The organism is Pseudomonas sp., assembly GCF_049590575.1.
Lineage (GTDB): Bacteria > Pseudomonadota > Gammaproteobacteria > Pseudomonadales > Pseudomonadaceae > Aquipseudomonas.
In genome coordinates this window covers 24,111-37,517 of sequence record NZ_JBAWDE010000068.1, presented here as the reverse complement: position 1 = coordinate 37,517, position 13,407 = coordinate 24,111, and the positions used below count along the sequence as shown (strand labels likewise).

General features: G+C 59.2%; 12 protein-coding genes. 4 read left to right on the top strand and 8 right to left on the bottom strand.

Going from position 1 to position 13,407, the window contains the following annotated elements; all coding sequences use genetic code 11:
• Positions 1 to 7: 7 nt before the first annotated feature.
• Genes WBR57_RS04925 through WBR57_RS04910 form a run of 4 tightly spaced genes read right to left on the bottom strand, consistent with a single transcriptional unit; the run spans position 8 to position 5,318 of the window.
• Positions 8 to 1,555 carry a 3-hydroxyacyl-CoA dehydrogenase gene (locus WBR57_RS04925; RefSeq protein WP_424082663.1) on the bottom strand — a complete coding sequence of 516 codons (1,548 nt, stop codon included), beginning with the start codon at positions 1,553 to 1,555 and terminating at the stop codon, positions 8 to 10.
• A complete protein-coding gene (locus WBR57_RS04920) occupies positions 1,552 to 2,346 on the bottom strand; it encodes an enoyl-CoA hydratase-related protein (protein WP_424082661.1) in 795 nt (264 codons plus the stop codon). The genes WBR57_RS04925 and WBR57_RS04920 overlap by 4 nt, the downstream gene beginning before the upstream one ends.
• A 32-nt stretch (positions 2,347 to 2,378) precedes the next feature.
• A complete protein-coding gene (locus WBR57_RS04915) occupies positions 2,379 to 3,566 on the bottom strand; it encodes a CaiB/BaiF CoA transferase family protein (protein WP_424082659.1) in 1,188 nt (395 codons plus the stop codon).
• A gap of 30 nt (positions 3,567 to 3,596) precedes the next feature.
• Positions 3,597 to 5,318 carry an acyl-CoA dehydrogenase family protein gene (locus tag WBR57_RS04910; protein WP_424082657.1) on the bottom strand — a complete coding sequence of 574 codons (1,722 nt, stop codon included), beginning with the start codon at positions 5,316 to 5,318 and terminating at the stop codon, positions 3,597 to 3,599.
• A 111-nt stretch (positions 5,319 to 5,429) separates the two neighbouring features.
• On the opposite strand from WBR57_RS04910, the gene WBR57_RS04905 reads away from it, so the two are divergent.
• A complete protein-coding gene (locus tag WBR57_RS04905) occupies positions 5,430 to 6,362 on the top strand; it encodes a LysR substrate-binding domain-containing protein (RefSeq protein WP_424082655.1) in 933 nt (310 codons plus the stop codon).
• Between the two features lie 141 nt (positions 6,363 to 6,503).
• Positions 6,504 to 7,943 carry an MFS transporter gene (locus WBR57_RS04900; RefSeq protein ID WP_424082653.1) on the top strand — a complete coding sequence of 480 codons (1,440 nt, stop codon included), beginning with the start codon at positions 6,504 to 6,506 and terminating at the stop codon, positions 7,941 to 7,943.
• On the opposite strand, the gene WBR57_RS04895 is transcribed toward WBR57_RS04900, so the two are convergent.
• A complete protein-coding gene (locus WBR57_RS04895; protein ID WP_177009980.1) occupies positions 7,863 to 8,315 on the bottom strand; it encodes an Lrp/AsnC family transcriptional regulator in 453 nt (150 codons plus the stop codon). The genes WBR57_RS04900 and WBR57_RS04895 overlap by 81 nt on opposite strands.
• Positions 8,316 to 8,463: 148 nt before the next feature.
• On the opposite strand from WBR57_RS04895, the gene WBR57_RS04890 reads away from it, so the two are divergent.
• Positions 8,464 to 9,081: a LysE family translocator gene (locus WBR57_RS04890; RefSeq protein ID WP_424082650.1), complete on the top strand. Its 618-nt coding sequence runs from the start codon at positions 8,464 to 8,466 to the stop codon at positions 9,079 to 9,081.
• Between the two features lie 25 nt (positions 9,082 to 9,106).
• A complete protein-coding gene (panB, locus tag WBR57_RS04885) occupies positions 9,107 to 9,940 on the top strand; it encodes a 3-methyl-2-oxobutanoate hydroxymethyltransferase (protein WP_177009978.1) in 834 nt (277 codons plus the stop codon).
• Positions 9,941 to 9,959: 19 nt separating this feature from the next.
• Here the strand turns inward: panB and WBR57_RS04880 are convergent, their stop codons facing one another.
• From WBR57_RS04880 to WBR57_RS04870, 3 genes are read right to left on the bottom strand one after another with little or no spacing between them, the layout of a single operon-like run.
• Positions 9,960 to 10,790, bottom strand: coding sequence for an amidohydrolase family protein (locus tag WBR57_RS04880; protein ID WP_424082648.1), 831 nt, complete (start codon positions 10,788 to 10,790; stop codon positions 9,960 to 9,962).
• A 13-nt stretch (positions 10,791 to 10,803) separates the two neighbouring features.
• Positions 10,804 to 11,574, bottom strand: coding sequence for an enoyl-CoA hydratase/isomerase family protein (locus tag WBR57_RS04875; RefSeq protein WP_424082646.1), 771 nt, complete (start codon positions 11,572 to 11,574; stop codon positions 10,804 to 10,806).
• Positions 11,575 to 11,633: 59 nt separating this feature from the next.
• On the bottom strand, positions 11,634 to 13,319 hold the full coding sequence (locus tag WBR57_RS04870; protein ID WP_424082644.1) for an AMP-binding protein: 1,686 nt from the start codon (positions 13,317 to 13,319) through the stop codon (positions 11,634 to 11,636).
• Positions 13,320 to 13,407: the final 88 nt, after the last annotated feature.

Sequence of the window (13,407 nt, the reverse complement as noted above, 5' to 3'; positions counted from 1 at the left end):
CGCTCAATCAAAGTGGCGCGGCGGCTGCCGGCATTGGGTTTTCGGCGCTGCACAGGGTGATTCCCAGGCGTGCCCGGCGGCGTAGCCAGTTACTGGGGCGGTAACGCGGGTCGCCGGTGAGGGTATGCATACGCTCCAGAATCAGCAGCAGTCGCCCCGCGCCCAGGGTGTCCCCCCACGCCAGCGGCCCGTCGGGGTAGCCGAGGCCCAAGCGCACCGCCATGTCGATATCCTCGACGCTGGCGATGCCCTGTTGAGCGATGTCGCAACCCAGGTTGACGATTGCTGCCAGCGTGCGCTGCAGCACAAAACCGCAGCTGTCGCGCAGCATCACCACATGGCCACCGTCGCGACTGAACAGCGCATGGGCGGCCTCCTGCATATCGACGCGGGTTGCCGGGTTGACCATCAGGCAGCGCAGCGCACCCAACTCCAGCACGGTATCGATCGCTACGCTGCGGGTGGGGTCGACACCATGGCGCAAAGCCGATTCGCTGGTGTCGTCACCCAAGGGCGCCAGCAGGCACAAGGCGTCGGGCGATGGGCTCGCGCCTGTCTCGACGTGTGCGCCCAATCGCTCAAGCAGCGCCAGCACACGGGTCTTGCCCAGATCATCGTCCGCAGCCACCCACACGGTGGGCAGTTGCGCGCACGTCGGTAAGGGCTGGAGCGCCGAGGGGCTGACGCTGTTGCCATCGTATCGATAAAAGCCCTGGCCAGTCTTTCGTCCCAGGTGCCCGCCGGCCTGCATCAAGCGCAGCAATGGATGGGGTCGGTAGCGCGGTTCCTCATAGAACTGGTGATACACCGATTCCATCACCGGTACGCTGACGTCCAGCCCCACCAGGTCCAGCAACTCGAACGGCCCCATTGGAAAACCCGCGCCGTCCCGAAGCAGCGCGTCGATCAGCGCCGGTGTGGCGATCCCTTCGCTGAGCATGCGCAACGCTTCGGTACCGTAGGCACGACCGGCATGGTTGACGATAAACCCCGGGGAGTCCTTGGAATCCGCCGAGTAATGGCCGACCTTGCGGACCAACGCGCGTAGCCGCTCAAGCGCGTCGGGCTGTGTAGCGATGCCCCCGATCACTTCGACCAGGCGCATCCGCGGCACAGGGTTGAAAAAGTGCAAGCCGGCCACCCGCCCTGGATACCTGCAGACTGAGGCAATCGCGGTAATGGACAACGACGAGGTGTTGCTCGCCAACAGTGTGGTTTCATCGAGCAGTTCGTCCAGTTGCCGGAACAGCTGCTGTTTGACCTCAAGATCTTCGACAATCGCTTCGATCACCAGCTCACAGTCATCCAGCGCTTCCAGGCGATCAACCACCTGCACCAACGCCAGCGCATCACGCGCCGCCTGCTGGCTGATACGGCCCTTACTCTGCAACGTGGCCAGCGTCGTCACCAATGCGCTTTGCGCGGCGCGCGCCGCCCCCGGGCGCACATCAAACAGTGAGATGTTCAAGCCGGCCAACGCCATGACCTGAGCAATGCCCTGCCCCATGGCACCGACACCGACCACACCGATTCGCTGAATGGGTAATGCGTTCATAGGCCGAGGTACTCCGGTGTGCGCTTTTGCAAAAACGCCTGCATGCCTTCTTTCTGGTCGTAGGAGCCGAACAGCAGTTGAAAGGATTTACGCTCCAGGGTCAGTGCCTGCTCCAGCGGCAGATCCATGCCGGCAAGCACCACTTCTTTGATCTGCGCGACGGCGATGGGCGGCATAGCCGCGATGGCCACCGCCATTGCCAGGGCTGCGGTGAGGGTCTGCGCGTCGGGTACTACTTCGCTGACCACACCCATGCGCAGGCCTTCGCCGGCGGTGAACTGGGCGCCCGTGAACAGCAGGCGCAACGCCTGGAATTTGCCCACCGCACGCAACAAGCGTTGGGTACCGCCCGCGCCGGGCATGATCCCGACCTTGACTTCGGGCTGGCCGAAACGGGCCGATTCCCCTGCGATAATCACGTCGCAGTGCATCGCCAGCTCGCAGCCGCCGCCGAGAGCGAAGCCGTTTACGACGGCAATCACCGGTTTGCGACATCCGGAAATCGCCTGCCAATGCCGCTCGGCATGTCGGGCATACAGCTCAAGCGCAGTGGCGTCGACCATTTCCCCCAGGTCCGCACCGGCGGCGAACACCGTAGGGCTACCAGTAAGAATGATGGCGCGTGTATCAGGACAGGCATCGAGACGTCGAAACTGTGCTGCCAGCTCTTCGCGCAATGCCATATTCAATGCATTGCGAGCCTTGGGGCGATTGAGGCGCAACAGTGCAACGCCCGGTGCGGGTTGTTCGTGCAGAACCAAGGGTTCGGGACAATCAGATGCGTGGCTCATAGGGGCTCCGTGGCCAGGTAAGTGGGCAGGCGTTAACCACGAACGATGCCGGCGGCATAGAGGCGCTCAATCTGCTGAGCGTCCAACCCGAGGTTCTCAAGCACTTTGCGTGTGTCTTGCCCCAAGGTCGGTGGCGGGCTGCGATAGGTCGCCGGGGTACGCGAGAGCTTCACCGGCGAGCCGATGCCACGGTAGTCGCCGATATCCACCAATAGGCCGCGATGCTGCGTGTGTGGGTGGGCCACTACGGTATCGATGGATGCAATGGCCCCGCACGGCACGCCCACGCTGATCAACTGTTGGGCCAGCGCCGCCCCATCATGGGCAGCCATATGCTGTTCCAGTGCAAGCTTGAGCGCCTCGCGGTTGACCGAGCGAGCGCCGTTATTGGCGAATCGAGGGTCTTCAAACATTTCGCCCGCGCCCAACTGCTCACATAACTTGGCAAACTGGCGATCATTGCCCACCGCCAGGAAAATCGGTTCGGTACCCGTGGCATAACTGTCATAGGGCGCAATGTTGGGGTGGGCATTGCCGGTGCGGCGCGGCGTTTTACCGGCGGCAAGGTAGTTGGGCACATGGGGGTGCAACAGCGACACACCGCAGTCGTACAGGGTGATGTCGAGGGATTGCCCGAGGCCGCTGCAATGACGCTCATTAAGTGCCAACAGTACGCCAGCCAGTGCATTGAGCCCCGTCACCATGTCGACAATCGGCAGGCCGATGCGCAACGCGCCGCTGTCGGCTTCGCCATTGACGCTCATAAGGCCGGCCATGGCCTGGATCACGGCGTCGTAGCCTGGGAGGCCGCCGAGCGGGCCATCGCCGCCAAATCCGGAGATGGCACAGTGGATCAAGCTGGGGAAACGCTGGCTCAACACTTCGCTGTAATCGATACCCCAGCGTTTCAGGGTGCCAGGTTTGAAGTTTTCGATCAGCACATCGGCGCCTTCAAGCAGGCCCATCAGCAATTCAATCCCTTCGGGCCGGGAAAGGTCCACGGCGATCCCCTGCTTGTTGCGGTTGACGCCACGGTAGTACGAGGCGTCGGCACCTTCAAAGGGTGGCCCCCACCCGCGCGTTTCGTCGCCGCTCAACGGTTCCAGCTTGATGACCTCGGCGCCATGGTCGGCGAGCGCCTGAGAGCAGTAAGGGCCGCCCAGCACACGGCTGAGGTCGATCACTTTCAGGCCGTCGAGGGCCCCTTTGGAATGGTTCATCAGTGCACCTGCGATCAATGGAAAAAGGATTCAAACCGGCAGCAGCTGCATGGCCTCGGCGTGAGAAAGCGGACTTTCCTCGGCCAGGCGTGACAGCAATTGCGCGTTGATCGAGGGTTCAGGGTTGAGCGGGTCGCGGGGCAGCAGCTTGTGTTGCAACAGCAAATGGGCCAGGGCCAAACGGCGACTGTTATCCGGTTGTTGGCTGGCTTCCCACGCCATGAAAATCGCCGTGGCGATGTGATACAGGGCACTACCGGCCTGGCGCACTTCGTCGTCACGTCGCTCGCTGGCTACGGTCGACATACGCGCCACCGTGCGATCCAACAGGCTTGCAAACAGACGATGGCTCTGCGCGGGCAAGCCAGCATCAGCCAGCAGTGTCGACAGGTGCTGCTGCAGCGGTTCGAGCGCTTGTTCACGGATGACGGCACGGCCGATATCCAGGGCCACGATATTACTCGTGCCTTCCCAGATGGAGCCCAGGTGAGCATCACGCACCAGCCGCGCATCACTCCACTCTTCGATATAACCAATCCCGCCACGGACTTCCATGGCGTCACCCGTCACACGGCGGGCATCGCGACAGGCGCGGAATTTGATCAGTGGCGTGAGGATACGTACACACTTGCGCGCCGCTTCATCGCCCGCATCCGCCTTGGGCAGCAACGTGGCAATCTGCATAAACATCGAGCGCGCCTGCTCGGTAGGCAGCATCATTTTCAGCAATTGCCGTTGCATCAATGGCATCTCGATCAAATGCTTGCCAAACGCGCGACGGTGCCGAGCGATATACAAGGCCTCGTTCACGCCGCGCCGCATCAGGCCGGCGGCGCGCACGCCATTGGACAGGCGTGACATATTGACCATGTCAGCCATCTGCTGAAAACCGCGCCCCACTTCACCGATCAGGTAGGCCGTGGCGCCTTCCAGGGTGATTTCACCGCTGGCCATCGAGCGTGTGCCGAGTTTGTCTTTCAGACGCTGAATCCGGTAAGCGTTGCGCGAACCGTCCGGACGCCGCTTTGGCAATAAAAACAGGCTCACACCGGACATCCCGTCCGGGGCGTCATCCGGGCGCGCCAGGACCATTGCCAGGTCGGCATCCGGGTTGGAGCAAAACCACTTTTCGCCGCTCAAAAGCCATTCGCCGTCCTTAAGCGTGGCGCGGGTTTGAGTGCGCGACACATCCGAACCGGCAGCCTGCTCAGTCATGAACATGGCACCCTGGAACAGCGTGTCAAAGTCCTGAGAGACCAGGGACGGCAGGTAGCGCGCCACCAGTTCCGGCGCGCCGAATTTTCGCAAGGTACGCGTCAGGGAGTCGGTCATGCTCACGGGGCAGCACAGGCCGAACTCGGCCTGCACAAACAGAAACGTGAGGGCATATTTGACCAGTGGCAGCGTCCCGTCATCGCGGTGACTCATGGCTGCCAGGCCCAGCTCGGCATACGCTACACGCTCCAGTTCGACAAAATCCGGGTGTTTCTGGATGCTCTGGATGTCTTCACCACGGCGGGTGCGCGGCAACAACTTGGGCGGATTCTTGTCGGCCGACAGAGCCAGTACATCCAGCTCGTTACCGGCCCGAGCCCCCAGCTGTTGCCAGGTCGGCAACCAGTGTCGATAGAGATCGGAGGGCAGGTAAACCTTGAGCAGCGCGGCAAGGCCGGCGTCACATTCGAACAGGTTGAGGCCACGACTATCAGGAATATTCAAGGGGTCGTGGAGCGCTTTGGACACGGCATTCATGGTGACTCTCCTGGTTCTTGTGGAATCAGAGTAGGGTCAGCATCGATAAGTATCTAATACAAAATAAATCAACTACGATAATAAAAAATTATCATAAGCCGAGGGCGTGCCATGGATCTCAAACAACTGCGTTATTTTGTTGCGGTGGCCGAAGAGCTTCACTTTGGACGCGCTGCCACACGGCTGTTCATCTCCCAACCGGCCCTGAGTTTTGACATCAAGAAGCTCGAAGGTCAGTTGGATATCCAGTTGCTGAACCGCAATAACAAGTCGGTGAGCCTGACCAATGCGGGCCAGGTCCTGCTCAATGAAGCGCGCTACCTGTTATTGCGTGCCGAGCAGGCCAAGCGCCTGACCCTGCGCTCCGCCCAAGGGTTTGCCGGTCGCTTGAGTGTGGGGTTCGTCAATTCTGTGTTGTACCGCGGTTTGCCCGAGGCGGTAAAAACCTTCGAACAGGACCACCCCGATACGGAGATCGTGCTGATGGAGATGAACAGCGCGGAACAGGCCCAGGCGTTGCAACGCGGGCAAATCGATATTGGGTTTGTGCACTGGAGCAAATTCCCCGACAGCATCGAGTGCGAACGGCTGTTGCGCGAACCCTTTGTCTGCTGCCTGCCAACGTCACATCGGCTCTCTGACCGCGACAGCATCGACCTGCAGGCGCTGGCAGATGAAGATTTCATTCTGTTCCCGCGCACGGTGTCGCCGCACTACCACGACCTGATCATCGCACGCTGTGTCGACGCAGGTTTCAGCCCGCGCATCCGCCACGAAACACGCCTCTGGCAGACGGTGGTAACCATGGTGGCTTACGGAATGGGCGTGGCGCTTGTACCACAAACCCTGGCCAAGACCCTGCGCGAAGGCGTGCGCTATTGCGCGATCAATGGGGACGGCGCACTTTCCGAAATTCACGCCATCCGCTTGGCCGCAACGCCGTCCGCCGCCGCGCAAAGTTTTCTGGAGCGGTTCAAAACGTTGCAGCCTACGCTCCCATCTACCCATGACCTCAACGATACGAAATCCCGTATCACGCAATAATTTTTAATCATTATTTTTATCACTGTTGGCTGTATAGGCTCTTAGCTATCGGCCTTGCGTGTGCCTTGGCGGGCCGATCCGCTCATAACCCTTCGCGCAGTGAAGAAGGGTTGTTTCCAATAAAAACAACAGGATCTCACTATGAATACCGCCCAGGATATTGCCGCTCACAAAAGAGCTCGCAAGGCAGGTGTTGCCTCGTTTATCGGCACGACAATCGAGTGGTATGACTTCTACGCGTACGGCATCGCGGCTGCACTGGTCTTCGGCAAAGTGTTCTTTCCCTCAGACCTCAACCCAGGCACTGCCACCCTCCTCTCATTCCTGACGCTCTGGGCCGGATTCATCGCGCGCCCGGTAGGCGGCATTATTTTCGGTCACCTGGGTGACAAGATTGGCCGCAAAACCACACTGGTGATCACCCTGGTGATGATGGGCATAGCTACCACCTGCATCGGTTTACTTCCGACCTACCTGCAAATCGGCATCTGGGCGCCGATCGCGCTGGTGGTACTGCGGGTAATTCAGGGGGTCGCCGTCGGCGGCGAATGGGGTGGCGCCATCCTCATCGCCAGTGAAAACGCGCCAAAAGGTAAAGGCATCCTGTACGCCGCCTTCGCCCAGCAAGGTTCGCCTGCCGGCAACCTGCTGGCCACGCTGGTGTTTTTCGGTTTGAGCGCCCTGCCGGTGACAGACTTCATGCTGTGGGGCTGGCGGATCCCATTCCTGCTATCGGCGGCGCTGGTCATCGTAGGCATGGTCATCCGTCTCAAGCTCGAAGAGTCCGACGACATGAAGCGTCTTATGGCGCAAAAGAAGACGGTCAAACTGCCAATCCTGGAGGTGCTGCGCAATCACTGGCAGATCGTGCTGCTGGGCGCCGGCGTGCTGCCGATCATCCATGTGACTTACTTTAAAAGCACCTTTGCGCTGTCTTGGGCCACCAAGGAACTGGGCTATGCACAAAGCACTTTTCTCAGCGTCATCGTTATTTCTCTGATCGTTCAGTTCATCGCCCAACCCTTTGGCGCCATTCTCGTGTCGAAGATTGATATGCGCAAAGCGGTTGCGTTCATGGTGATTCCCGAACTGATTCTGATGCCGGCGATGTTCTTTGCCGTCGAAACAAAGATCTATTGGATTGCGGTAGTGGGCATGTGCCTGGCGACCATTCCGCACTCGATGTTCTACGGCGCCGTCGGTGGCATTCTCGCGCGTGCCTTTCCCACAAAAGTGCGCTACAGCGGTTTGTCGATCGCCTACCAGCTCTGTTCACTGTTGGTAGGTGGTGCCACCCCCGTCCTTGCCCAAGGGCTGCTCAACTCCACCGGCAGCATCATTGGGGTGGCCATCGCTTCGGCTTCCTATGCCCTGGTGTCGCTGGTGTGCATGCTGCTCCTGCTCAAACGTATCGGGCATAACGCCTCCGAGCTGTCCTGCGCGGAACAGGCAGACGCCGATGAGTTGGCCGGCGACGCAGTTACAGCGTCGACGCAACCGTCACACGGGCAGCGGCCGGTCCTGGATAACTCGCTTCATGACGAGCGTCGAGGTCAACCGTTGCACATTGGGCAAGGCTGACAGACTCTCATCGTAGAGCCGCTGAAAGGCCGGCAGGTCCTGGGTAATGACGTGAAGCAGGTAATCCGGCTCGCCGAACAATCGTTGGGCATCGATGACCTGAGGAATCTGCATCAGCGCAGCCTCGAACGCATGAACGGCGGCCTTGTCACCCTCACGCAGGGTCGCAAACACCATTGCAGAAAAGTTGAGGCCAAGGGCGCCGGGGTCCAGTTGCGCACGATAGCCCATTAATACCCCGGACTCTTCCAGCGCCCGCACGCGACGATGGCACGGTGAAAGGCTGAGGCCCACGCGCTCAGCCAATTCCGTTACCGATAGGCGACCGTTTTTTTGCAGCTCTGAAATAATCTTGCGATCAATCTCATCCATCCGGAAGATTCTCCCAATTCAAAGCGCTTTGATGACTGTATTTGAAAGCACATTCTAACAATATTTCATTATTCTTCCTGGCGTTCATTATTGCGCGAGGCGCCACGATGCAAAGATGTATGAGTCACCAACGAAGGGGGGCAGCGGCATGACCTTGAGTATCTTCGTTGCCTTCTGGGCCGTATCTATTCTGTTCGTGATCACACCTGGTGCGGACTGGGCTTATGCGATTTCGGCAGGGCTGAAAGGCCGCGTGGTCCTGCCTGCCATCGGTGGGTTGCTGTCCGGGCATATCATCGCCACCCTGATCGTTGCTGGCGGTGTCGGCACACTGGTTGCCAGGCATCCACTGGCCTTGTCAGTGCTGACTGTCGCCGGCGCGGGCTACCTGCTGTGGCTGGGCGTGAATATGATTGCTCACCCTTCCACGCCCCACGCTGATCAGGTCCAGGTGTCCGACTCGTGGCAACGCTGGGCGATCAAGGGGCTGTGTGTGAGTGGTTTGAACCCCAAGGTATTCCTACTGTTCCTGGCCCTCCTGCCGCAATTCACCGATGGCACGGCGACCTGGCCGGTACCTATGCAGATGATTGCGCTGGGGCTCGTTCATACGCTGAGCTGCGCAGTGATTTATCTGTTGGTCGGCTATGGATCCCAGACAGTGCTGCGGGCACGGCCTGCTGCGGCACGGCGTGTCAGTCGTTTTTCCGGTGCAGCCATGATCCTTATCGCGATCGTATTGTTCATCGAGCAATTATTGGGTTAACCCCTATTTCAGTGAGGCGACAAGAATGACTGATCAGCCTGCACCCTATGGCAATGCCCAACCGGCTTCTCGTATCCGTATTCCGCACTTGAAGCAGATGAAGATGGAGGGCCGGAAGTGGGCGATGCTCACCGCCTACGACATGTACAGTGCAGCCATCTTCGAGGAGGCCGGCATCCCGGTACTATTGGTAGGTGATTCGGCCTCCAACAATGTCTATGGCAACGAATCTACGCTCTCGGTCACTGTGGACGAACTGATCCCGCTGGTGCGCGCAGTCAGTCGTTCAACGAAACGAGCGCTGGTAATTGCCGACCTGCCTTTCGGCTCCTACCAGGCCTCGGCGGAACAATGCTTTCACACTGCCGTGCGCTTTATGAAAGAGGCCGGTGCCCATGCGGTCAAACTGGAGGGCGGCATTGAAATGCTGCCTCAGGTCGAGAAGCTGACGACCTGCGGTATTCCGGTCATGGCGCACATTGGTTTCACGCCTCAGATGGAGCATCAACTGGGTGGTTATCGGGTGCAGGGGCGCGGGGAAGACGCACAACGTCTGATCCATAGCGCCAAGGCCTTCGAGGCAGCCGGCGCCTTTGCGTTATTGGTCGAGATGGTGCCGGGTGAGGTAGGCCGTGAGATCACTGAAGCGGTATCGATTCCGACCGTTGGCATTGGCGCAGGTAACCAGTGCGATGCACAGGTGCTGGTCTGGCAGGACATGACGGGGCTGCGCAATGGCCGGCTGCCGCGCTTCGTCAAACAATATGCGGACCTCAGGTCTGTGCTCCATACCGCCGCCAGTGATTTTGCGCGAGAGGTGCAGGCCGGCGAGTTCCCGGGGCCTGAACATACGTTCTGACCCTCGGAACCCAGGCGTTTCAACGACTCAGTTTGAACGCCTGGCGCGCATTCTCCGCCAGGAACAGACGCCGGACATTATCGTCCAGACCCAAGGCTGCGAGTCCATCCAGACAATCCGCCGGCGTCAGCATCGGGTAGTTTGTGCCAAACAACACCTTCCCCTTTCCCGCCCCACGCATATACGCCACCAGCTCGTCAGGAAACCGCGACGCCTTGTAGGCCGATGTATCCACGTAGACATTCGGGTGCTTGATCATCAGGGAAATCATTTCGGCCACCCACGGAAAGCCGATATGTCCACCGACGATGCGTAGCTCAGGAAACTCGTGCGCTACGTTATCCAGATAAGGCATCGGGCGCCCGGGCTCAGACGGGCGCATCGGGCCTGCATGGCCCACTTGCAAACAGAAGGTGATATCCAGCTCGATGCACTCGGCGTATAGCGGATAGTATCGGCGGTCATCAGGCGGCAGCCCCCATAGCCAGGGCAACACGCGCAAGGCCTTGAAGCCATATTGCCTGACGCAACGACGCAACTCCCTTACCGCATCCATCGGCCGGCTCAGGTCCACTGACGCTACGCCAATGACCCGCTCCGGTTGCGCCGAGACCGCAGCCGCCACTTCTTCGTTAGTGATCATCGGCCCAGCCGGCCCCCACCAGGCACTGGCAAAGACCTTGGATACTCCGTCCTTTCGGAAGGTCTCAAGCGCCTCGGCCGTGGTGATGTCAGGGGTATTTTCGGCTAAAGCCTTCCATGCTGTTGGCCAGCGCCGCAATGACTCAAACATCGAGTCCTGCAAAAAACGCTTGTTGGGAAACTGCATCCAGGCGTCGATTATTTCCACGGCGTTTTAACTCCTATTCACCCATGATTTCCCGGCGGCGTTTGTCCTGGGCCCGGCGATTACCCTCATCACTCATGCCGGTGGGCAGTTCCTGGTCGAGCAGCGTGGTACGCAGGTCAATCTGCTGCATGACCGAATCCTGCAAGGCCTTCTTGGACATGGCATACGCCACGTTGCAATCGGGGGTAATGCAGCGCGCATAGGCAATCGCGGTGGCCAGCAGTTGCGAGTCCTCCACCACCTCATGGAAGAACCCGAGCTTCTCGGCCTGCTCCAGCGAATAGAGCTCACCCTTGAGGGTGGTCAGCGCGCCGACCTGATCACCCAACGCGTACTTGATGATTTCCACATACGCGGCGGGCATCGGAATACCGATAGGCACTTCGTTGAGGCCGAACTTGGCCTCTTTGCGCGCAGCGATACGGAAGTCGCAATCCAGAGCCGTGATCAGACCGCCGGCAATGGCATGCCCGTTGATCGCTGCCACCGTGGGGCGCGGGTACTGGAAAATACGCAGGTTGGTCGCGCGGTATTCGGCGTACCACTGGCGGATTCGCTCTTTGTTCTGGCTGCCAAATACATCAAAGCTGTACTTGAAGTCGATACCGGCTGAAAAGGCATTGCCCTGCCCGGTTAGAATCACCGGCAACTCGCTGAACTCGGTTTCGAGCTGATCGAAGACATCATGCAGGTCCTTGAAGAAGGTGTCGTTCTGCACATTGACCTTGTTAGTATTCATGCGCACAACCGCACACCCCTCCATCACTTCAATCTGCCATGCCATGTTTCACTCCTTATCGGTGGCGCCTCTGAATTGGCGCATCATTGAATGTCAGCAACGCTCTAGCACACAGCCAACGCAAGCTCTTCTTCCATGATTTCGCGCATCCTGAACTTCTGTACCTTGCCGGAGAGCGTCATCGGGAAGCCGTCTACGAAGCGTATGTAGCGTGGGATTTTGTAACGAGCGATCTGGCTGCTGCAGAACTCGCGTATTTCGTCTTCGTTGATCACCAGGCCTGGGCGCACGATGACCCAGACACACAGCTCCTCGCCGTACTTCTCATCCGGCACACCGATCACCTGCGCATCCTGAATGGCCGGGTGTTGATACAGGAACTCCTCGATTTCGCGCGGGGAAATATTTTCGCCGCCGCGTATCACCATATCCTTGATACGCCCCGTGATGCTGACGTAGCCCTCGGCATCCATCGTGGCCAGGTCGCCGCTGTGGATCCAGCCGTCGCTGTCGATGGTTTGAACGGTCTTTTCCGGGTCATTCCAGTAGCCTTGCATCAGCGAATAACCGCGAATACACAACTCCCCCACTACACCGGTCGGCACAGTATCTCCTGACTCAGGGTGGACCACCTTGGCTTCCAGATGGGGATGCACTTTGCCGATGGTCGACACACGTTTTTCCAGCGGTGTCTCACACGTGCTTTGATAGCTGGCGGGACTGGTCTCGGTCATGCCGTAGGCAATGGTGACATCGCGCATATGCATGTCGCGCTGAACGCGGCGCATCACCTCGATCGGGCACGCCGTACCGGCCATGATGCCGGTGCGCAAGGTGGACAGGTCAAATTCGTGAAACCGTGGGTGGTCCAGCTCGGTGATGAACATCGTCGGCACCCCATGCAGGGCGGTGCAGCGCTCATTCTGTACTGCCTCAAGGGTGCGCACCGGGTCAAACGTATCGTTTGGGTAGACAATGGTGCTGGCATGGCTCAATGCCGCCAGGTTGCCAACCACCATCCCAAAGCAGTGAAACAACGGCACGGGAATGCACAGACGATCAGTGGCCGTGAGGCTCATGCCCTCGCCGAGGAAAAATCCATTATTGAGAATGCCGCGATGGGTCAGCGCTGCGCCCTTAGGCGAGCCCGTGGTGCCGCTGGTGAACTGGATGTTGATCGCATCAGTGTTCTTCAGCGTCGCCGCGACACGCGGGACGCGCTCGTCCAAGGCATCCCCCAGGCTCATCAGATCGCGAAAGCGCATAAAACCGGGCACTTGCTCCTCGCCCAGGTGGATCACCGTATGCAACGCGGGCAGCCTCGCAGCACTGAGCTGCCCAGGCGCGCAGGTGTTGATTTCCGGGGCAATCGTTCTGATCACTTGCAGGTAATCGGTGGTCTTGAATGCCGACAGGGTGATCAATGCCTTGCAGCCCGCCTTGTTCAACGCGTACTCAAGTTCCATGGTTTTGTAGGCTGGATTGAAGTTGACCAGGATGATCCCGACCTTGGCCGTCGCCAGTTGGGTTATCAACCATTCGGCGCTGTTGTTTGCCCAGATGGCCACACGATCGCCCGGCGCCAGTGACAACGCAATCAGGGCACTCGCCAGTTGGTTTACTTCAGCTTGAAGTTGAGAATAGCTAAGCCGGATATTCTGATGACACGAAACAAGCGCCTCATTATCGGGAAATCGCGCGACCACGTCGTCAAAGAAATCTCCCAGGGTTTTCTCTATCAACGGAATATGAACCGCGCCACGCGAATAACTTCTTTTTATTGTGTTCATCGTGTCTGTCTCAACATTGAAGTACTGCTGTGCCTGTATGCACAGTACGAGAGTCGACAGCGCTGGCACATTGGCAAAACTGACGTTT